At 58.2% G+C, this 20,218-nt stretch carries 17 protein-coding genes and 3 tRNA genes; 6 read left to right on the forward strand and 14 right to left on the reverse strand.

What is annotated here, in order from left to right:
* The 4 genes from EA797_RS17135 to EA797_RS17150 all read right to left on the reverse strand — a co-directional run.
* Positions 1-377, reverse strand: a 377-nt coding sequence (locus tag EA797_RS17135) for an Arm DNA-binding domain-containing protein (RefSeq protein WP_147456824.1), incomplete at its 3' end; no start/stop codon positions are given.
* Between the two features lie 170 nt (positions 378-547).
* Positions 548-632 (reverse strand) — tRNA-Leu (locus tag EA797_RS17140).
* Between the two features lie 45 nt (positions 633-677).
* A tRNA-His gene (locus EA797_RS17145) sits at positions 678-753 on the reverse strand.
* A gap of 31 nt (positions 754-784) precedes the next feature.
* Positions 785-861: transfer RNA gene (locus EA797_RS17150), tRNA-Arg, on the reverse strand.
* A gap of 270 nt (positions 862-1,131) precedes the next feature.
* Between EA797_RS17150 and folD the strand changes: the two genes are divergently transcribed.
* The gene (folD, locus tag EA797_RS17155; protein ID WP_122167421.1) at positions 1,132-1,986 is read left to right on the forward strand and encodes a bifunctional methylenetetrahydrofolate dehydrogenase/methenyltetrahydrofolate cyclohydrolase FolD; all 855 of its coding nucleotides are present in this window, start codon (positions 1,132-1,134) and stop codon (positions 1,984-1,986) included.
* An 84-nt stretch (positions 1,987-2,070) separates the two neighbouring features.
* Here folD and EA797_RS17160 read toward each other — a convergent pair whose 3' ends face one another.
* Genes EA797_RS17160 through EA797_RS17185 form a run of 6 tightly spaced genes read right to left on the reverse strand, consistent with a single transcriptional unit; the run spans position 2,071 to position 7,999 of the window.
* Entirely contained in the window at positions 2,071-3,810 is a 1,740-nt protein-coding gene (locus EA797_RS17160; protein ID WP_122167423.1) for an ABC transporter substrate-binding protein, read from the reverse strand.
* Between the two features lie 42 nt (positions 3,811-3,852).
* A complete protein-coding gene (locus EA797_RS17165; protein ID WP_122167425.1) occupies positions 3,853-4,125 on the reverse strand; it encodes a DUF2160 domain-containing protein in 273 nt (90 codons plus the stop codon).
* 9 nt (positions 4,126-4,134) lie between these two features.
* Complete coding sequence (locus EA797_RS17170) at positions 4,135-4,935, reverse strand: carbohydrate ABC transporter permease (RefSeq protein ID WP_122167427.1); 801 nt, start codon at positions 4,933-4,935, stop codon at positions 4,135-4,137.
* 13 nt (positions 4,936-4,948) lie between these two features.
* Positions 4,949-5,812, reverse strand: a complete 864-nt coding sequence (locus tag EA797_RS17175; RefSeq protein ID WP_122167429.1) for a carbohydrate ABC transporter permease — start codon at positions 5,810-5,812, stop codon at positions 4,949-4,951.
* Positions 5,809-6,906: an ABC transporter ATP-binding protein gene (locus EA797_RS17180; protein WP_122167431.1), complete on the reverse strand. Its 1,098-nt coding sequence runs from the start codon at positions 6,904-6,906 to the stop codon at positions 5,809-5,811. Before EA797_RS17180 ends, EA797_RS17175 begins: the two co-directional genes overlap by 4 nt.
* Before the next feature lie 10 nt (positions 6,907-6,916).
* Positions 6,917-7,999 carry an ABC transporter ATP-binding protein gene (locus EA797_RS17185; RefSeq protein ID WP_122167433.1) on the reverse strand — a complete coding sequence of 361 codons (1,083 nt, stop codon included), beginning with the start codon at positions 7,997-7,999 and terminating at the stop codon, positions 6,917-6,919.
* Positions 8,000-8,218: 219 nt separating this feature from the next.
* Between EA797_RS17185 and EA797_RS17190 the strand changes: the two genes are divergently transcribed.
* Positions 8,219-10,087, forward strand: a complete 1,869-nt coding sequence (locus tag EA797_RS17190; protein WP_122167728.1) for a sigma-54-dependent Fis family transcriptional regulator — start codon at positions 8,219-8,221, stop codon at positions 10,085-10,087.
* 115 nt (positions 10,088-10,202) lie between these two features.
* On the opposite strand, the gene cysS is transcribed toward EA797_RS17190, so the two are convergent.
* Together cysS and EA797_RS17200 are read right to left on the reverse strand one after the other, a co-directional pair.
* Complete coding sequence (gene cysS / locus EA797_RS17195) at positions 10,203-11,588, reverse strand: cysteine--tRNA ligase (protein ID WP_122167435.1); 1,386 nt, start codon at positions 11,586-11,588, stop codon at positions 10,203-10,205.
* Entirely contained in the window at positions 11,588-13,258 is a 1,671-nt protein-coding gene (locus EA797_RS17200) for a glutamine--tRNA ligase/YqeY domain fusion protein (RefSeq protein ID WP_122167437.1), read from the reverse strand. Before EA797_RS17200 ends, cysS begins: the two co-directional genes overlap by 1 nt.
* A 343-nt stretch (positions 13,259-13,601) precedes the next feature.
* Between EA797_RS17200 and EA797_RS17205 the strand changes: the two genes are divergently transcribed.
* Both EA797_RS17205 and lpxH read left to right on the forward strand, forming a co-directional pair.
* Positions 13,602-14,096 carry a peptidylprolyl isomerase gene (locus EA797_RS17205; protein WP_122167439.1) on the forward strand — a complete coding sequence of 165 codons (495 nt, stop codon included), beginning with the start codon at positions 13,602-13,604 and terminating at the stop codon, positions 14,094-14,096.
* Between the two features lie 5 nt (positions 14,097-14,101).
* Entirely contained in the window at positions 14,102-14,824 is a 723-nt protein-coding gene (lpxH, locus tag EA797_RS17210) for a UDP-2,3-diacylglucosamine diphosphatase (RefSeq protein ID WP_122167441.1), read from the forward strand.
* Between the two features lie 4 nt (positions 14,825-14,828).
* Here the strand turns inward: lpxH and EA797_RS17215 are convergent, their stop codons facing one another.
* A complete protein-coding gene (locus tag EA797_RS17215) occupies positions 14,829-15,434 on the reverse strand; it encodes a MiaE family protein (RefSeq protein WP_122167443.1) in 606 nt (201 codons plus the stop codon).
* Between the two features lie 174 nt (positions 15,435-15,608).
* Here EA797_RS17215 and EA797_RS17220 point away from each other — a divergent pair, with 174 nt between their 5' ends.
* Positions 15,609-16,472, forward strand: a complete 864-nt coding sequence (locus EA797_RS17220; protein WP_122167445.1) for a universal stress protein — start codon at positions 15,609-15,611, stop codon at positions 16,470-16,472.
* Positions 16,473-16,540: 68 nt separating this feature from the next.
* Here the strand turns inward: EA797_RS17220 and EA797_RS17225 are convergent, their stop codons facing one another.
* A complete protein-coding gene (locus tag EA797_RS17225) occupies positions 16,541-17,008 on the reverse strand; it encodes a DUF1289 domain-containing protein (protein WP_122167447.1) in 468 nt (155 codons plus the stop codon).
* A gap of 400 nt (positions 17,009-17,408) precedes the next feature.
* Between EA797_RS17225 and acnB the strand changes: the two genes are divergently transcribed.
* Entirely contained in the window at positions 17,409-20,018 is a 2,610-nt protein-coding gene (acnB, locus tag EA797_RS17230) for a bifunctional aconitate hydratase 2/2-methylisocitrate dehydratase (RefSeq protein WP_122167449.1), read from the forward strand.
* Positions 20,019-20,218 lie beyond the last annotated feature (200 nt).

Consider the following 20,218-nt stretch of genomic DNA (forward strand, 5'->3'; position numbering starts at 1 on the left):
TCCAGGTAACGTCGTGCTTGTGCGGCCGAACCCTTACGGCCCTGCGTAAGACGAGGGGTTCGAAAGGCATCCCAATCGTCAGCGACCTCGCGAAAAAGCTTTTTGGACACCTCGGTGTCCAATGCTGTTTCGGAAGGGTCCAAACCGTCGGCAAGTCGGACTCGGCACTCATCCCGCTTCTCCCGCGCACGCTTGAGAGAGACGTCTGGATAAACGCCTAACGACATCTTTCGCTTTCTGCCTTGGTGGCTGTAGCGAAATGTCCAGTACTTGCTACCGTTGCGGTGCACAAGTAACGCCAGCCCATTGCTGTCGCTGATCGTATAGTCCTTGTGCGCCGGCTTTGCCTGTCTCACAGCGGTGTCTGAAAGCGCCATGTGTCCAAAAACCTCGGTCACATTCGTTTGGGACACATTTTAGTACACCCTGATCCGTGCTGGCACGGCAGCTACTAAAAAAAGCTGATAATCAACAGACACAAAAAAGCCCCTATTACGGGGCTTTCAGGGATTTCCGTGTCCTCATGAGAGGCCAGGAAACCATTAGATGGTGCGGACGGAGAGACTCGAACTCTCACACCTTGCGGCGCCAGAACCTAAATCTGGTGTGTCTACCAATTTCACCACGTCCGCAAACTTCTAACAAAAACGCCAGGCTAAGCCTGGCGTTTCGGAATATGGGGTGGACGATGGGGTTCGAACCCACGACCGCAGGAGCCACAATCCTGTGCTCTACCAACTGAGCTACGCCCACCATATTGCCTTTGCTTGTGCCAGAGCCGGAATGGCGCACCCGGCAGGACTCGAACCTGCGACCATCCGCTTAGAAGGCGGATGCTCTATCCAACTGAGCTACGGGCGCTTTTATCTGCATTCAATTTGAGCGCAGACTTCAAGCTCCGGCGAGTGAAGGAATGACCTTCAAAAGCCGTCTTACCCAGCAGCAGGCTGTGCTCGACAAGCGGGGCGAATCTTAATGGCCTGCCTGGACCTCGTCAACAGCAAAGTCGAAAAAATTTCAGCCTGGTAAAGGAGTTACGGGAATCCACCGTTGCATCGCCTTTGCCGAACGGAGCCGCCGTGCGAGAATGCGCGTCCTTTTCCAATCCTCCCCGATGGTTAATCACGCGTCATGACCGCACAACTGATCGACGGTAAAAAGATCGCTGCCACCATTCGCCAGCAGATTGCAGGCAGAGTCGCCGAGCGCTCTCAGCAAGGCCTCAGAGTACCGGGACTGGCAGTGATCCTTGTTGGCACTGATCCAGCATCGCAGGTATATGTCGCTCACAAGCGTAAAGACTGCGAAGAAGTAGGTTTCAAATCTACCGCTCATGATCTGCCCGCCTCGACCACCCAGGACGACCTGCTGCAGCTAATCGATCAGCTCAACGAGGACCCACTCATAGATGGGATTCTCGTACAGCTTCCGCTGCCCAAGCACCTGGATGCATCGCAATTGCTCGAACGCATCCGCCCCGACAAAGACGTTGATGGATTCCACCCCTACAACATCGGCCGCCTCGCCCAACGCATGCCGCTGCTGCGCCCCTGTACGCCAAAAGGCATCATGGCGCTGCTCGAAAGCACAGGCGTCGATTTACATGGCCTCAACGCCGTTGTAGTCGGTGCGTCAAACATCGTAGGTCGGCCGATGGCCCTTGAACTGTTGCTCGCAGGTTGCACGACCACCGTCACGCACCGCTTTACCAATGACCTGGCTGATCACGTCAAGCGTGCTGATTTGATCGTGGTGGCGACCGGCATCACCGGTTTGGTGAAAGGCGAGTGGATCAAGGAAGGCGCCATCGTCATCGATGTCGGCATCAATCGCCAAGCCGACGGAAAACTGGTCGGGGATGTGGAGTTCGATGTTGCTGTACAGCGTGCGGGCTGGATCACCCCAGTTCCAGGTGGGGTGGGGCCCATGACACGAGCCTGCTTGTTGGAGAACACTTTGCATGCGGCCGAGCATTTGCACGATTGATGGCAGCTGCGATTGTGGCAAGTTGACGAGCTAGCGAAAAACGGCACCCGAGGGTGCCGTTTTGCCAGGAGCTACTTGCCGCAACTAACGCTCCTGCTCCCAGGATTTGATCAGCTCGTCATAGCTGACGGTCTCACCCTGTGGTTTTTCGTTTTCCAATTTGGGTTTTGGCGAACCAGGCTGGCTCAGCCAGTATTGCGGATCACGCGGCTCGTTCATCTTGGGGCCGCACTTGGGCTGCACCTTGGCCCGCTCAAGTCTGGCCATCATGGTGTCCTGAGCCTCGGCTAGCCCATCCAAAGCCTCCTGAGGCGTCTTGTCGCCACTGGCCGCTTCGGCAATGTACTGCCACCAAAGCTGGGCAAGACGTGGGTAGTCAGGAACGTTGGTTCCGGTGGGCGTCCACTGCACCCGAGCCGGGCTGCGGTAGAACTCCACCAGCCCGCCGAGCTTAGGCGCGGCCTCGGTCATGGCATCAGAGTTGATGTCCGACTCACGGATAGGTGTCAGACCAACCAAGGTTTTCTTCAGCGACACGGTTTTCGCTACTGTGAACTGCGCATATAGCCACGCTGCCAGGCGCCGCTTTTCGGGGGTCGAATCGAGGAATGTCCAGGAGCCCGCGTCCTGGTAGCCGAGCTTCATACCCTCCTCCCAATACGGACCTTTGGGCGATGGCGCCATCCGCCATTTTGGCGTGCCATCTTCGTTTACCACAGGCAAGCCCGGCTTGGTCATGTCGGCCGTGAAGGCTGTATACCAGAAGATCTGCTGGGCGATATTGCCCTGCGCCGGAACCGGGCCCGACTCCGAGAATGTCATGCCTTGCGCCTCGCGCGGGGCGTACTCGCGCATCCAGTCGACGTACTTTTGCGTAGCGAACACTGCCGCCGGGCCATTGGTAGCGCCACCGCGGGCAACGCTGGAGCCAACTGGATGGCAGTCCTCTACCCGAATACCCCACTCATCCACCGGCAGCCCGTTTGGCAATCCCTTGTCTCCAGCACCAGCCATGGAAAACCAGGCATCAGTAAAGCGCCAGCCCAGTGAAGGATCTTTCTTACCGTAGTCCATGTGGCCGTACACGCGCTGCCCGTCGATCTCCTTGACGTGTTTGCTGAAGAACTCGGCGATGTCCTCGTAAGCCGACCAGTTCACCGGCACGCCGAGTTCATAGCCGTAACGCTCCTTGAACTGTTTCTTGAGGTCATCGCGCTCGAACCAATCGGCGCGGAACCAGTAGAGGTTGGCGAACTGCTGAACCGGCAGCTGATAGATCTTGCCGTCCGGCCCGGTGGTAAAGGAAATCCCGATGAAGTCTTTTAGATCGAGGGTTGGCAGCGTGTAATCCTTCGCCTCGCCCTCGATCATGTCGCTGATGGCAACTGCCTTGCCATAACGGAAGTGGGTGCCGATCAGGTCGGAATCGTTGATGTAGCCATCGTAGATGTTCTTGCCGGACTGCATCTGCGTCTGCAGCTTTTCGACGACATCGCCCTCCTGCATCAGGTCATGGCGCAGGCGGATGCCGGTGATTTCGCTGAATGCACGAGCGAGGGTCTTGGACTCGTACTCGTGGGTGGTGATGGTCTCCGAAGCGACGTTGATTTCCATGCCACGAAACGGCTCGGCGGCCTTGATGAACCAACGCAACTCTTCCATCTGTTGTTCCGGCGATAACGTCGATGGATTGAACTCCGACTCGATCCACTTTTTCGCCGCATCCTCATAGGCATCGGCCCATGCCGTACCTGCAAAGCCGGACAACATCAGCAGGGCCGTGAGCGCCATGCCATGTCGGGTGTTGTTTTTATTCTCGAACATAAACACCTCCTTTGGGTTTTTCGGAGGGATGGGCCACAAGGCTCAACCCCAGCGCATCACTGCAAACAACCAGACGAGAGACAGCGCGGACGCTATCCAGATGCTCCAGTCGGTCAGCCCTATCAGCAGAAGGTGCCAATAGGCGCTGCCCAAAAGTCCAATGAATAGCCGATCGCCCCGGGTGGTAACGATAGGCAGAAAACCTTTGCGCGGAACGCAAGGTCGCCTCAGTTCCCAGGCGCTCATCAGCGCCAGCATTACACCAATGACGGCGAAAAAAGCCGTGGTCGGCGCGGTCCATGCCATCCAGCTCATGAGCGACTCCTATACGCGGCCGAGGGCGAAGCCCTTGGCGACATGATTGCGGACAAACCAGATCACCAGCATGCCCGGCAGAATGGTCAACACGCCGGCAGCAGCCAGCACACCCCAGTCGATCCCTGAAGCCGAGACGGTCCGTGTCATCACCGAGACGATCGGCTTGGCATCAACCGACGTCAGAGTGCGCGCCAATAGCAACTCGACCCACGAGAACATGAAGCAGAAGAACGCCGTGACCCCGATGCCCGAACCAATCAGGGGGATGAAAATCTTCACGAAGAACTTGGGAAAGCTGTAGCCGTCGATGTATGCCGTTTCGTCGATTTCCTTGGGCACACCGGACATGAAACCTTCGAGAATCCACACCGCCAAAGGCACGTTGAACAGGCAGTGCGCCAATGCCACTGCGATGTGGGTGTCGAACAGCCCGATCGATGAGTAAAGCTGAAAGAACGGCAACAGAAATACCGCCGGTGGCGCCATCCGGTTGGTTAGCAGCCAGAAGAACAGGTGCTTGTCGCCGAGAAAGCGAAAGCGGGAAAAGGCATAGGCGGCTGGCAATGCCACCGTCAATGAAATGATCGTGTTCAGGCAGACGTAGTACAACGAGTTGATGTAGCCGCTGTACCAGCTGCGATCGGTAAAGATGACTTTGTAGTTATCCAGCGTCAGGTCCCGAGGCCACAGCGTCAGCCCGCCTAGAATCTCGGTGTTGCTCTTGAACGACATATTGACCAGCCAGTAGATCGGCACCATCAGGAAAGCGATGTAGAGGATCAGTACCGCTCGCTTGCGCAGGTTCATCAGCAGTCCCTCTTCATTTCTGGTCGCCATGGGTCATGGCGGTGTAGAACACCCAGGACACCAGCAGGATGATCAGGAAGTAGATCAGCGAGAAGGCCGCCGCCGGGCCGAGATCGAACTGCCCGACCGCCATTTTTGTCAGCGTCTGGCTGAGGAAGGTGGTGGCATTTCCCGGGCCGCCGCCGGTAAGCACGAATGGCTCGGTGTAGATCATGAAGCTGTCCATGAAGCGCAGCATCACGGCAATCAGCAGCACGCTTTTTAGCTTCGGCAGCTGTATGTAGCGAAACACCGCCCAGGAAGACGCCCTGTCGATGCGCGCGGCCTGGTAATAAGCGTCAGGGATCGCCCGCAATCCCGAGTAGCAGAGCAATGCCACCAGAGAGGTCCAGTGCCAGACATCCATGACCAGGACCGTCACCCACGCGTCTCGCGTGTTGGATGCATAGTTGTAGTCGATACCCAGCTCACGCAGCCCGTATCCCAGCAAACCGATGTCGGCGCGCCCGAATATCTGCCAGATGGTGCCGACCACGTTCCATGGAATCAGCAGCGGAATCGCCATCACGATCAGGCACAGCGACGCCCAGCGGCCACGGGTCGGCATGGTCAGCGCAACGGCGATACCCAGCGGGATCTCGATAAGCAGCACGCAACCGGAGAAAATGAATTGCCGCAAAAGTGAGTCGTGCAGCCGAGGGTCATGAAGTATCTGGCGGTACCAGTCCGCACCCACGAAGAACCGGGTCGAGGAATCGAAGATGTCCTGAACCGAGTAGTTCACCACGGTCATCATCGGGAGAATCGCGCTGAATGCCACCAACAGAAACACTGGCAGCACCAACCACCAGGCACGGTTGTTCTGGACCTTGGTCATGCCCTCTCCTCCACCAGCCGATCATCGGCGTAGAGCATCAGCCACTGGGCAGGGAACCCCACCCAGGCCTGCCCCTTCGGAACGGGCTGATCCTCAGGTAAGCGAGCCTTCAGCAAATGCCCTTCCAGGCGAAGCGTGACGATTTTGTAAGTCCCTAGATCTTCAACCCGCACCATATCGGCCTGCATTGCGCCGGCTGCTGGCTCCTCGGTCACCTGAACGAACTCGGGGCGGATGCCGATCTGCAGGCGGCTTTGTGTCAATTCCGGCAAACGAGCCGCGAGCGCATCGGACAGTGGCAGATGCAGATCTCCGAAGCCGACACCGCGCTGCTCAGCGCGCACCTCGATCAGGTTCATCCCTGGGCTGCCAACGAAAAAGCCGACAAATGTATGCTGTGGCCGTTCGAACAGTTCCCGTGGCGTACCGAATTGGACGATCTGCCCGCCATGCATCACGGCAATCTTGTCAGCGAAGGTCGAGGCCTCCAGCTGGTCGTGCGTGACGTAGATCATCGTGATGTTGAACTGCTCGTGTATCTGCTTGAGCTTGCGCCGCAGTTTCCACTTCAGATGCGGGTCGATAACGGTAAGCGGCTCGTCGAAAAGGATTGCCGAAACGTCATCTCGTACCAGTCCACGCCCCATGGACACCTTCTGTTTCTCGTCCGCTGTAAGGTTCCGGGCCTTGCGCTTGAGCAGCGGATGCAGATCGAGCACCTCGGCGATTTCGTGAACCTTGCTGGTAACTCGCGCTTCCGGCACGCCCTGGTTGCGCAGCGGGAAAGCCAGGTTGTCGAACACCGTCATGGTGTCGTACACCACTGGAAACTGAAAAACCTGAGCGATGTTGCGCTGTTCGGGAGTCAGCCTGTTCACTTCGCGGCTATCGAACAGCACTTTCCCCTCCGAGGGGCTGAGCAGGCCGGAAATGACATTCAGCAACGTCGACTTGCCGCATCCTGAGGGGCCCAGCAGGGCGTAGGCGCCGCCCTGCTCCCACACGTGGTCCATCTCCCGGATGGCATAGTCCGCCGCGCCACTTGGTTGCGCGCTGTAACTATGGGCCAGGTTCTGCAAGCGAATCTCTGCCATAACGCCCTCCTCAGGCACGCCGCGCCGGTGCCTGGGCCAGCTGGCCCGAGGCATCGAAGACGAACAACTTGTGGGTCGGGATATACACCCGGATCGGCGAGTCCACTGCGTAGTCATGTACGCCCTGCAGGTGCAGCACCAGACTGAAATGCTCGTTGCGCACATGAAGGAAGGTTTCCGAACCGCTGATTTCCGCGAGTTCAACCATGCCGGATACTTCCAGATCATCATCGTTGGACGGTACGAGACCGATATGGCTAGGTCGTACGCCAAAGCGGTACTCACCTTCACCCAAGGCCCGTAGATCGGCATTGAGTGGAAAATGCAGACAATCCTGGAAGCTGACCTCATTGGCCGCGATGCGACCCGGCAGCAGGTTGATCGGGGGCTCGGAGAACAGCTCGGCACTGAGCATCTGGCTCGGCCGGTGGTATACCTCTGAAGTCGGGCCGCTCTGTATCACCCTCCCTTCGTGCAGCACCGTTGCGGTTCCGCCTAACGCCAGCGCTTCGTTGGGCTCGGTAGTGGCGTATACGGCAATGCTGCGACGAGTCCTGAACAACTCACGCATTTCCTGACGCAGCTCTTCACGGAGCTTGTAATCGAGATTGACCAGCGGCTCGTCGAACAACACCAGATCGGCATCCTTGACCAGTGCACGGGCCATGGCTGTTCGTTGCTGCTGGCCGCCCGACAGCTCCAGAGGATGGCGCTTGAGAAATCCCTCTATGTGCAGCATTTCGGCAGTCTCACGAACCTTGCGCTCGATCTCCGATTTGCTCACACCTGCCTGCCGCAACGGCGAGGCAATATTTTCGAAAACACTCAGCGTTGGGTAGTTGATGAACTGTTGATACACCATCGACACGTTGCGCCTGCGCACCGGCACGTCCGTAACGTCGGCGCCATTCATCACAATGCGCCCCCGGGTAGGCTTGTCCAGGCCTGCCATGAGCCGCATGAGCGATGTCTTACCCGACAGCGTCCGCCCGATCAGGACGTTGAACGACCCCGGTTCGAAAACCAGGCTCGCGTCATCGATATGCACTTGGCCATCGACGGTCTTGGTAACGTGTTCCAGCGTGAGGGACATGCCGCATCCTTCTAATTGTTGTGAAGGATGCATAGCGATATCCGTGCCACCCGCCCCCACCCGCTCTAGCTCATGAGCCGACGCGGGAATACCCGTTCTCGACTGTTCAAAATGAACAAAAGTGAACATTGACAGTGCTCAGAAATGAACAAAACTGTTCAAGGCGCCGCCACGGCTGCAGTCAATAAAAATAAGAACATGCATCGTCAGAGAGGCAACATGGCCGATTCAGCCCAGTCCATCTCACACCAAACCCTGATCGAAGATTCATGGAGTCGCTGCGAGCGCTATGGCTTGCAACCCCACAGTATTCCCAGCTTCGGTCAACCGGCTGAGCGAGACGTCAACGAATTGCTCGAACGCCAACGCAGTCTGGTGCAAACCACTCAGCGCGAAGTCCTGCCCTACTACGAAAACATCCTTTCAAATTCCAGCTGTTTGATTCTGCTGGCCGATAGCGCTGGGCGATTACTGGAGTCATGGGGCGATCGACGTTTTGTGGATCCATCTCAACAACGCGGTTTCAATCCCGGCGCGAGCTGGATGGAGCGCGATACCGGTACCAATGCCATCGGCACAGCACTGGCCAGCGGGCAGGCCGTGCACATTCAACGTGATGAGCATTTCCTCAAGGCGAACCGCTATCTGTCCGGCGCGGCATCTCCGATCTTCGACGCCCAGCGCCAGCTGATCGCCGTGCTCGATGTATCCAGCGACAGCTACCTGCCGCCGTCCCACACGCTCGGCATGGTCAAGATGATGACTCAGTCGGTGGAGAACCGGCTGATCCTCAATCTGTTCAATGACGATTACTTTCAGCTGACCTTCAATACCGGGCAGGACAATCTGGACAGCCAATGGGCCGGATTGCTGGTGTTCGACGAGTCAGGCCTGATCGTTTCAGCCAACCGACGTGCCGACAACCTGCTAGGCGTGACCCTGACACGCACCCGGATCGACCAGCTGTTCGACGTCCCGCTTCTACAGTTGCTCAATCAACCGGAAGAGCAGCCCATGCTCCTGCGTGCCATGGGACGGCATCGCTTCCACGGCCTGGTTCGGCGCCCGCTGAGACCGCGCGTCCAGCCACGAGACTTCCGCAAGCCTTCTCGTTCCGGGCAGCATCTGGAACTGGCGGACATCGACCAGGGCGATCCGCAGGTGAATAAAGTGGTCCGCCAAGCACAGCTGATGCTCGAGAAGGATGTTCCGGTGCTCGTGCACGGCGAGACCGGTGTCGGCAAGGAAGTCTTGGTCAAGGCCCTGCATGCCGCGAGCTCACGTGCCAGCTCGCCTCTCATTGCGGTGAACTGTGCCGCGATTCCTGCCGAACTGATCGAATCCGAACTCTTCGGCTATGAGAAAGGTGCCTTCACCGGTGCCCACCAGAAAGGCAGCCTCGGTCTGATTCGCAAGGCCGACGGTGGGATACTCTTTCTCGATGAAATTGGCGACATGCCGTTGAGCCTGCAAGCGCGCCTATTGCGCGTGCTGCAGGACCGCAGCGTCCAGCCGCTCGGTGGCGGAGCGCCCGTCCCCGTCGACTTCCGCCTGATATGTGCGACGAACCGTTCACTAAGGGAGGAAGTCGAGAATGGTCGTTTTCGCCAAGATCTGTTCTACCGGGTCAGCGGGCTGAGCGTCGAGCTGCCGCCGCTGAGGCATCGGCGCGACAGGCAGGCGCTGATTCAACGCATCTGGGAGCAACATCGTGAACCACAGCAGTGGGCTGGGCTCACGCCGGACGTACAGCGGCTGCTTGATTCTCACCCCTGGCCGGGCAACCTCCGGCAGCTGAGCAGCGTGATCCAGGTTGCGTTGGCACTGGCCGGCGACCAGCCAGTTCGCGCAGAGCATTTACCGGACGACTTTTTCGCGGATCTTGACGTGGCGGGAGACCGTGCGTTGCCTACGAACATTTCCTCGAAGGTGGCAAAGGTCAGCCCGCCGCCCGTTGCAGTCAATCAGCCGCTGCGTTCTCAATTCGAGGCCTGTCGCGGCAACGTTTCGCATCTGGCCAGGCACTTGGGCGTGAGCCGCAACACCCTTTACAAGCGGTTGCGTGCCGAGGGGTTGTATCCGAGCTGATCGCCTCACCCGTCTGATCACATAGTGATGAAGCCTGTCCATTTTCTCGAATCGGTGGTTACCGGGCGCCCACAAAAAAGGCCGCACAAGGCGGCCTCTTGAAGAGCCAGATCAGCTATTCGGCGAGTCGCCAGGTCGTTCCACCCTTACTGTCTTCCAACACCACGCCCATGGCTGTGAGCTGATCACGAATCCGGTCGGATTCGCCCCAGTTCTTGTCAGCACGAGCTTGCAAGCGCGCGGCGATCAGGGCTTCGACTTCGGCTGCGTCCACCGTCCCAGCAGCACCGGATTGCAGAAACGCGTCAGGATCGATCTGCAGCACACCAAGCACACCGGCCAACTCTTTCAAGCGAGCTGCGAGAGCGGCAGCGGCTTGAAAGTCGGTGTCACGCAGACGATTGATCTCCCGAGCCATTTCAAACAGCACTGCACAAGCTTCAGGGGAATTGAAGTCATCATCCATGGCTTCACCGAAGCGAGCGACAAAGCTCTCACCGCCATTTGCAGGCAACTCGGGAAGGCCCCTCAACGCGGTATAGAACCGCTCAAGCGCCCCCTTGGCTTCCTTCAGGCTGTCTTCGGAATAATTGATCGGGCTGCGGTAGTGGCTCGATACCAGCAAGTAGCGCACGACCTCTGGCTGGTATTTCTCCAGCACCTCACGGATGGTGAAGAAATTGCCCAGCGACTTGGACATCTTCTCGCCATCGACGCGTACGGCGCCGGCGTGCATCCAAGCGTTGGCGTATTGCTTGCCGGTCGCGGCTTCGCTCTGCGCGATCTCGTTTTCATGATGCGGGAAGACCAGATCCGGGCCGCCGCCATGGATATCGAAGGTCTCGCCCAGGCAGCAGGTGGACATGACCGAGCACTCGATATGCCAGCCAGGACGCCCTGCACCCCATGGAGATTCCCAGCTCGGCTCACCCGGCTTGGCCGCCTTCCAGAGCACGAAGTCCAGCGGATCCTGCTTCGCCTCATCGACCTCGATGCGGGCGCCAATCTTGAGATCCTCGATCTTGCGTCGAGAGAGCTTGCCGTAACCGACAAACTTCCCGACCCGGTAGTACACGTCGCCGTTGCCGGGCGCGTAGGCGAAACCCTTGTCGATCAAGGTCTGAATCATGGCGTGCATGCCAGCGATGTGGTCGGTGGCCCGCGGCTCAAGGTCAGGACGCTGCACATTCAGACGGGCCTCGTCTTCATGCATCGCAGCGATCATGCGATCAGTCAGCGCGTCGAAGCTTTCGCCATTTTCCTGCGCGCGGCGGATGATCTTGTCGTCGATATCGGTGATGTTGCGTACGTAGGTCAGCTCGTAGCCACGATGGCGCAGCCAGCGCGACACGACGTCGAACGCCACCATGACCCGCGCATGACCAATGTGGCAGAAGTCATAGACCGTCATGCCGCACACGTACATGCGCACCTGATTGCCAATCAGCGGCTTGAGCGGTTCCTTGGCCTTGGTCAGCGTGTTGTAGATCGCCAGCGCCATTACTGGCCTCCCCATGAGTCGCGCAGAGTCACGGTACGGTTGAACACAGGCGCGCCCGGTTGGCTGTCCTTGAGGTCGACCGCGAAATAGCCCTCACGCTCGAACTGGAAACGCTCTTCGGCTTCGGCCGAGGCCAGCGACGGCTCCGCGCGGCAACCTTTGAGCACGATCAGGGACTCAGGGTTGATGTTGTCCAGAAAGCTACCACCGTCCTCGTCCTTTTCCGGGTTGGCTGAGCGGAACAGGCGATCGTACAGGCGCACTTCGCACTCCACGCTCTCGGCGGCCGGCACCCAGTGGATGACGCCTTTGACCTTGCGACCTTCAGGATTCTTGCCGAGCGTTTCCGGGTCATAGCTGCAGCGCAGCTCGACGATATTGCCCTCGGCATCCTTGATCGCCTCATCGGCGCGAATGACGTAACTGCCGCGCAAGCGCACCTCACCATTGGGCTCGAGACGCTTGAAGCCCTTGGGAGGATTTTCTTCATAGTCCCCCGCATCGATGTAGATCTCGCGCGAGAACGGCAGCTGACGCACGCCCATGTCCTGCTTCGGATGGCGCGGCAGTTCCAGGTTTTCCACCTGGCCTTCCGGGTAGTTGGTAATGACCACTTTGATGGGCTTGAGCACGCACATTGCGCGCGGCGCATTGGCGTCCAGGTCCTCGCGGATGGCAAATTCGAGCATGCCGATATCGACGACGCCGCCTGCGCGGTTTACACCGATCATGTCGCAGAAGGTACGAATTGAAGCCGGCGTGTAACCGCGACGGCGGTAGCCGCTGAGGGTCGACATGCGCGGGTCATCCCAGCCGCTGACGTGCTTTTCATCCACCAGCTGCTTGAGCTTGCGCTTGCTGGTGATCGTGTAGTTCAAGTTGAGACGCGCGAATTCATACTGACGCGGTCGCGCCGGAACTGGCAGGTTCTCCAAGAACCATTCATACAACGGACGATGGTCTTCGAACTCCAGGGTGCAGATCGAATGGGTGATGCCTTCGATGGCATCCGACTGGCCATGGGTAAAGTCATAGCTCGGGTAGATGCACCATTCGTTGCCCGTCTGGTGATGATGCGCATGGCGGATCCGATAGAGAATCGGGTCGCGCAGGTTCATGTTCGGCGAGGCCATATCGATCTTGGCGCGCAACGCCTTGGCTCCATCAGGAAACTCGCCGGCCCTCATGCGTGCGAACAGGTCCAGGTTTTCTTCCACGGCACGCTCGCGGAACGGGCTGTTCTTGCCCGGCTCGGTCAGGCTGCCGCGGTATTCCCGGGCCTGATCGGGCGTCAAATCGCAAACATATGCTTTGCCCGCCTTGATCAGCTCGACAGCCCAATCGTGCAGTTGGCCAAAATAGTTCGAAGCGTAGCGCTCTTCACCCGCCCACTGGAAACCGAGCCACTGAACGTCGCTCTTGATCGCATCAATGTATTCCTGATCCTCTTTCGCCGGATTGGTGTCATCGAAGCGAAGGTTGCACTCGCCGCCGAACTCCTTGGCCAAACCGAAGTTCAGGCAGATCGACTTGGCATGACCGATGTGCAGATAGCCGTTGGGCTCAGGCGGAAAGCGCGTGACGATCTTGGTGTGCTTACCCGAATCCAGGTCGGCCTGAACGATCGGGCGGAGAAAATTCGTGGCTGCGGTAGTCTCAGGCTTGCTCATGGTGTCCTTAACGATCTGCGAGTGTGCGGCTCAGAGAGAGGTTTTTACAAAAGTAGCGAACGATGACCAGGCAAGGCGACACCAGTCGGAAAAAAGCGGAATGTACAGCTTGTACATGAGCATTTTGAGACTGGATTCAACGCGGCATGGCCGAGCGCAGTAATTTGTAAATCTCTCTCAGGGTAGGCCGGCCAAATCAAAGCGCCTATCATAGCGGACCCGTCAACCCCCTGACAGAGCAAAGCGCCCTGCCGCGCCCTGCGCCGCGATCACGAGTCAAGTGCAATCACCGGTCGCGTCTGCGCGACCTATATTTCCGTCCCCCATTCAGGAAGGCTTTCCAATGATCAAGCTGCATACCAATCATGGCGTCATCACCGTCAAGCTGTTCGAAGACAAAGCACCGGAGACCACCGCCAATTTCAAGGAATACGTGAAGAGTGGGCACTATGACGGCACCATCTTCCACCGCGTGATCAGCAACTTCATGATCCAGGGCGGCGGCTTCGAGAGCGGTATGAAACAGAAAGCCACGCGCGGCCAGATCAAGAACGAAGCCAACAACGGTCTATCCAACAAGATGGGCACTTTGGCAATGGCCCGCACCATGGAGCCGCATTCGGCATCCGCGCAGTTCTTCATCAACGTCAAAGACAACGATTTCCTCGACCACACTGCCCCGACAGTACAAGGCTGGGGTTACACAGTGTTTGGCGAAGTCGTCGAGGGCATGTATGTAGTAGAGAAGATCAAGGGCGTGCCTACCACCATGAAGTCCGGCCATCAGGACGTGCCGGTAGAAGACGTTGTGATCGAGAAAGCCGAGATCGTCGAGTAACGCTATTGATCCTGCTGATTTCTGATCTGCATCTCGAAGAGCGACGCCCGGACATAAGCCGGGCGTTTCTTGGCTTTCTGGAAACCAGAGCCCGGCATGCCGAGGCGCTGTATATCCTCGGAGACTTCTTCGAGGTATGGGTCGGTGACGATGGCATGACCCATTTTCAGCGCGAAATTGCCCGAGCGTTGAAGGCTGTGAGTGTTGCCGGAACCCGCATCTATCTAATGCACGGTAACCGCGACTTCATGATCGGCAAGGCGTTCTGTCGCGAGGCAGGATGCACGCTGCTCGCCGACCCACATGTCGCGCCACTGAATGGTGAACGTGTGCTGCTCATGCACGGCGATAGTCTCTGCACCCGCGATGAAGGCTACATGCGACTGAAGCGCTGGCTGCGCAACCCTGTCAGCCTGTTCATCCTGCATAACCTATCGCTTACCAAACGGCAACAACTTGCGCAAAAGTTGCGCTCAAGCAGCAAAGAAGAAACGCGCATGAAAGCCAGCGATATCGTCGACGTAACCCCCGATGAAGTCGTGAAGGTTATGCAACGCCACAATGTCCACACTCTGATCCATGGCCATACCCACCGCCCTGCAACGCACGTGCTGGAGGTCGATGGACAGGTTGCCCGGCGGATCGTACTGGGTGACTGGGATCGTCAAGGGTGGGCGCTGCAGGTCGACGAATCGGGGTTTCACCAAACGCCTTTCGAATTGACGTAAGAATTCAGGCTGCGCAGGGTACGCCGCTGTGAAAACGAAACTCACTGTCGGGGCTTTCGATCAACTCACGTTCGCGCTCACGAACACGAACTATCGTCGCATCGATATCCGCTGCCTCCCCGTAGAGATAGGCAAGCTTGAGATAGTCCTGAAAATGCCTCGCCTCGGACTTGAGCAGCCCGTGATAGAACTTGCCCAATTCATCGTCCAGATGCGGAACCAGCATCGCGAAGCGTTCGCACGAACGTGCCTCGATGAATGCCCCGATCACTAACGTGTCGGTTAGCCGATAAGGCTCGTGGTTACGTACCAGCTCGCGCAGACCCGCGGCATAACGGGACGATCCGATATTACGCAGGCCTATCTCTCGCTTGCGGATGATTGACAGTACCTGTTCGAAATGCCGGAGCTCTTCCCGGGCCAGACGCGACATCTTGTTCTGTAGATCGGGCTTGTCGACATACCTGAACATCAGCTGGAAAGCGGCGCCCGCAGCCTTTTTTTCACAGTTGCCGTGATCGATGAGCATCACGTCCTGATTTTGCAGCGCCGCGGCGACCCACGCTGGAGGTGTCGTGCAGCCAAGAAATTCATTCAGTTCAGGAAGCATGAGGTCCGGACATTCGTGAAGTTGATTTGAGCAGCGATGCGCTCGAAGACGAGCGCCGGGGACGCATTATACGAATGCTTCCTGGCGCGGCCAGCTTTGCTTGATATGGATCAGTGGCCGCTGCGAAGTCCTTGTCTATAGTCAACCCATCCGATACCGGAAACGGAGCCGATCATGCAAGCCATACGCAGCATCCTCGTCGTTATCGATCCAAAGCTCTCAGAAAACCTCGCACTCAAGCGAGCACGTCTGATCTCCAGCGTCAGCCAATCAGAGCTGCACCTGCTGATCTGTGATGACAAGCAGAATCACGTTGAGTATTTGGACGGCTTGCGCTTGGAGCTTGAGAATCAAGGTCACGTGGCTACGGCTCGGCAGGCCTGGCACGGAAACCTTCATCAGACAATCATCGCAGTGCAGCAAGCCGAGGGCTGTGGGCTGGTCATCAAGCAGCACGTCGCCGACAACCCGCTCAAACGTGCATTGCTCACGCCGGACGACTGGAAACTGCTGCGTTATTGCCCATGCCCAGTGCTGATGGTTAAAACCGAAGCGCCCTGGACTGGCGGCAATATCCTGGCCGCGGTGGATGTGGGGAACTCCGATATCGAGCACCGCACGCTCCACTCCAGCATCGTGCGCCATGGTTATGAAATCGCCTCACTGGCCGAAGGCACGCTTCATGTCATCAGTGCACACCCTTCTGCAATGCTGTCGGCGGCCGATCCTGATTTTCAACTGAAAGAAACGATCGAGGCCCGCTACCGCAACGCCAGCCGCAAATTTCAAGATGAGTACGACATCCCTGACGGCCAGCTGCACATTGAGGAAGGTCCAGCCGACGCCTTGATTCCGCGTGTTTGCCATCAGCTCCAAGCCGTCGTCACCGTGATCGGCACGGTAGCCCGAACCGGGTTTTCGGGGGCGTTGATGGGCAACACCGCGGAGGTGATCCTCGATGCGCTTGAAAGTGACGTATTGGTACTCAAGCCCGAAGACATAATCGATCATCTGGAGGGACTGGTCGCGCAGCGCTGAAGTCTTTTTAGTGCGAAAGCCCAGTTCTCTTTCTATAGAACCAAGGAAAAACTTCGACGGCGCTGTATCTAGGGCGCCGTATCGTCGAGAAACCGTGGCGCGATATAACGATGGTAGTGGGCTTCGGACAGAAGGAAGAACTCCCGGTCGATGGCGTCACGAAGCTCGGGCAATGACCAGTCGCGGAATTCTGGCATCAGGACGACACCATAGGCTTCAAGCTGCTGAATTACCCGCGCGCCTCTGGCGATCAGATGATAGGCCCAGCAATAGGGCGATTGCTCTGCAACGAAACGAATCTGCCTACTTTCCAGCTGACTGCGCAGCAGCGCCGGATCGAACACTTCCAGCTTTGCTGCCATCACCTGAGCAAGCAGGATCTCGAGGCGATGCCATATCGAGCGTTTGCCTTCCTCGCTGTAGCCGTTCCAGTTCACCACTTCGTGGTGAAAGCGCTTGCAGCCACGGCACACTAGATCGCCATAAACGGTCGAGCAAAGACCTACGCAGGGAGTTTTGATTCGCTGATTGGGCATGGCAAGCGATGGATCGAAGGACAGCGGCGCATCTTAGACTTTTGTCCAAGCCGGGTCACTCGACAATCACGCCAGCCTCTCCCAAAACATCCCAAAGGCCACGGAATACGGGCTGCAGCTTCGTAGCACTCCAACCCTGAACTTATGGAGCGATTAGTCCGCTCGGGGCTTTCGCTTAACTTTGCGGGCCCGTTCCAGTAGAATCGGCCCGCCGTTTTAGGCGACACAATCCGCAAGAAGCTGTTTTCAAAGCGTCACGAGCACAGTTAACCGGTCATCGACGGGTGCGCAGTTCCCTCTCTCCTGCGCATCCGTTATCCCGCCGGCGTAAAACTTTGAAAACAGCTTCCGGATGCGCGTCCCGAAACACCCAAGGGACCAATGATGAGGGTATATAACTGTGCTTGAAGCCTATCGCAAACACGTAGAAGAGCGTGCCGCCCAGGGCGTCGTGCCCCAGCCGCTCAACGCCGAACAGACAGCTGGCCTGGTCGACCTCCTGAAGAACCCGCCTGCCGGCGAAGAACAATTTCTCCTCGACCTGATCACCAACCGCGTTCCTGCCGGTGTGGACGAGGCAGCCTACGTCAAGGCCGGATTCCTCGCCGCCATCGCCAAAGGCGAAGCCACCTCTCCACTGATCAGCAAGCAGCACGCTGTTGAGCTGCTGGGCACCATGCAAGGCGGTTACAACATCGTCACGCTGGTCGAGCTGCTCGACGACCCAGAACTGTCCGACACCACCGCAAAGCAGCTGAAGCACACTCTGCTGATGTTCGATGCGTTCCATGACGTTGCAGAGAAAGCCAAAGCTGGCAACGCCAATGCCAAAGCCGTGATGCAATCGTGGGCCGAAGGCGAATGGTTCAAGAACCGCGCTCCGGTTGCCGAGAAAGTCACCCTGACCGTCTTCAAGGTTACGGGTGAAACCAACACTGACGACCTGTCGCCCGCTCCTGACGCCTGGTCGCGTCCCGACATTCCGCTGCATGCCTTGGCAATGCTGAAAATGGCTCGCGACGGCATCAACCCGGACGTTCCAGGCTCGGTTGGCCCGCTCAAGCAGATGCAAGAGCTGACCACCAAAGGTTTCCCGATCGCCTATGTGGGCGACGTGGTAGGTACCGGCTCCTCGCGCAAATCCGCTACCAACTCGGTACTGTGGTTCTTCGGCGACGATATCCCGAACGTACCTAACAAGCGTGCAGGTGGTTTCTGCTTTGGCACCAAGATCGCACCGATCTTCTACAACACCATGGAAGACGCCGGCGCACTGCCGATCGAGTTCGACTGCTCTGATCTGGCAATGGGCGACATCATCGACGTCTACCCCTACAAGGGCGAAGTCCGTCGCCACGGCAGCGATGAACTGGTCACCACCTTCGAGCTGAAGACCGATGTCCTGCTCGATGAAGTCCGCGCTGGCGGTCGTATCCCGCTGATTATCGGCCGCGGCTTGACCGAAAAAGCACGTGCCGAGCTGGGCATGGGCCCGACTGATTTGTTCAAGAAGCCCGAAGCCCCTGCCGAGAGCACCAAAGGCTTTACCCTGGCACAGAAGATGGTCGGTCGCGCCTGCGGCCTCCCAGAAGGCAAAGGCGTCCGTCCAGGCACCTACTGCGAACCGAAGATGACCACCGTCGGCTCCCAGGACACCACTGGCCCAATGACGCGTGACGAGCTGAAAGACCTGGCTTGCCTCGGCTTCTCGGCGGACCTGGTCATGCAGTCCTTCTGCCACACTGCGGCTTATCCAAAGCCGATCGACGTCACCACGCATCATACCCTTCCGGACTTCATCATGACCCGCGGCGGTGTTTCGCTGCGTCCGGGTGACGGCATCATCCACAGCTGGCTGAACCGTATGCTGCTGCCGGATACCGTCGGTACTGGTGGTGACTCGCACACCCGCTTCCCTATGGGTATCTCCTTCCCGGCCGGCTCCGGTCTGGTCGCCTTCGCCGCAGCCACTGGCGTCATGCCGCTGGACATGCCGGAGTCGGTACTGGTTCGCTTCAAGGGCAAGATGCAGCCTGGCATCACGCTGCGCGATTTGGTCCATGCGATCCCCTACTACGCCATCCAGAAAGGTCTGCTGACCGTCGAGAAGAAGGGCAAGAAGAACATCTTCTCCGGCCGTATTCTCGAGATCGAAGGCCTGAACGAACTGACGGTCGAGCAAGCCTTCGAGCTGTCGGATGCCTCGGCTGAGCGTTCTGCTGCAGGTTGCACCATCAAGCTGCCGGAAGCTGCAATCGCTGAGTACCTGAAGTCGAACATCACCCTGCTGCGCTGGATGATCAGCGAAGGTTACGGCGATGCTCGCACACTTGAGCGCCGCGCTCAGGCCATGGAAGCCTGGTTGGCCAAGCCGGAATTGCTGGCTGCCGATGCTGACGCCGAATACGCCGAGATCATCGAGATCGACCTATCCGAAGTCACCGAGCCTGTGCTCTGTGCACCGAACGACCCGGACGATGCACGTCTGCTCTCGACCGTTCAGGGCGAGAAGATCGACGAGGTATTCATTGGCTCGTGCATGACCAACATTGGTCACTTCCGCGCCGCTGGCAAGCTGCTGGATAAGGTGGAAGGCGCGTTGCCGACTCGCCTGTGGCTGTCTCCGCCTACCAAGATGGACCAGCATCAGCTGACTGAGGAAGGCTATTACGGTATCTACGGTCGCGCTGGGGCCCGCTTGGAAATGCCAGGCTGCTCGCTGTGCATGGGCAACCAGGCGCGGGTCGAGACCGGCTCGACGGTCGTCTCCACTTCGACTCGTAACTTCCCGAACCGCCTTGGCGATGCAACGAACGTGTACCTGGCCTCTGCCGAACTGGCAGCGGTCGCCTCGATTCTGGGTCGCCTGCCGACCGTTGAGGAGTACATGGTCTACGCCGCTCAGATTGATACCATGGCGGCTGATGTATACCGCTACCTGAGCTTCGATCAGATTGCCGAATTCCGCGAGTCCGCGGCCAAAGCCAAGATCGACGTGGTTGCTGTTTGAAGTACTAAAGCGTCAGTGTAAATGCCTGCATCGCCAGTGATGTGAATCACGGGCGATGCATCAGCAGATAAAGCAACGCCCCGACTGGTTCGGGGCGTTTGCTTTCGTGGTCTGTCATACAACTGCCTACACAGCTATGAGACAATACCGGCCAATGTCTGGTATGAACCCCCGCATTTTTCCCAACAGCTCGCCCTAGC

Origin of the sequence: Stutzerimonas zhaodongensis (assembly GCF_003696365.1) — a bacterium.
In the GTDB taxonomy this organism is placed as follows: Bacteria; Pseudomonadota; Gammaproteobacteria; order Pseudomonadales; family Pseudomonadaceae; genus Stutzerimonas; species Stutzerimonas zhaodongensis.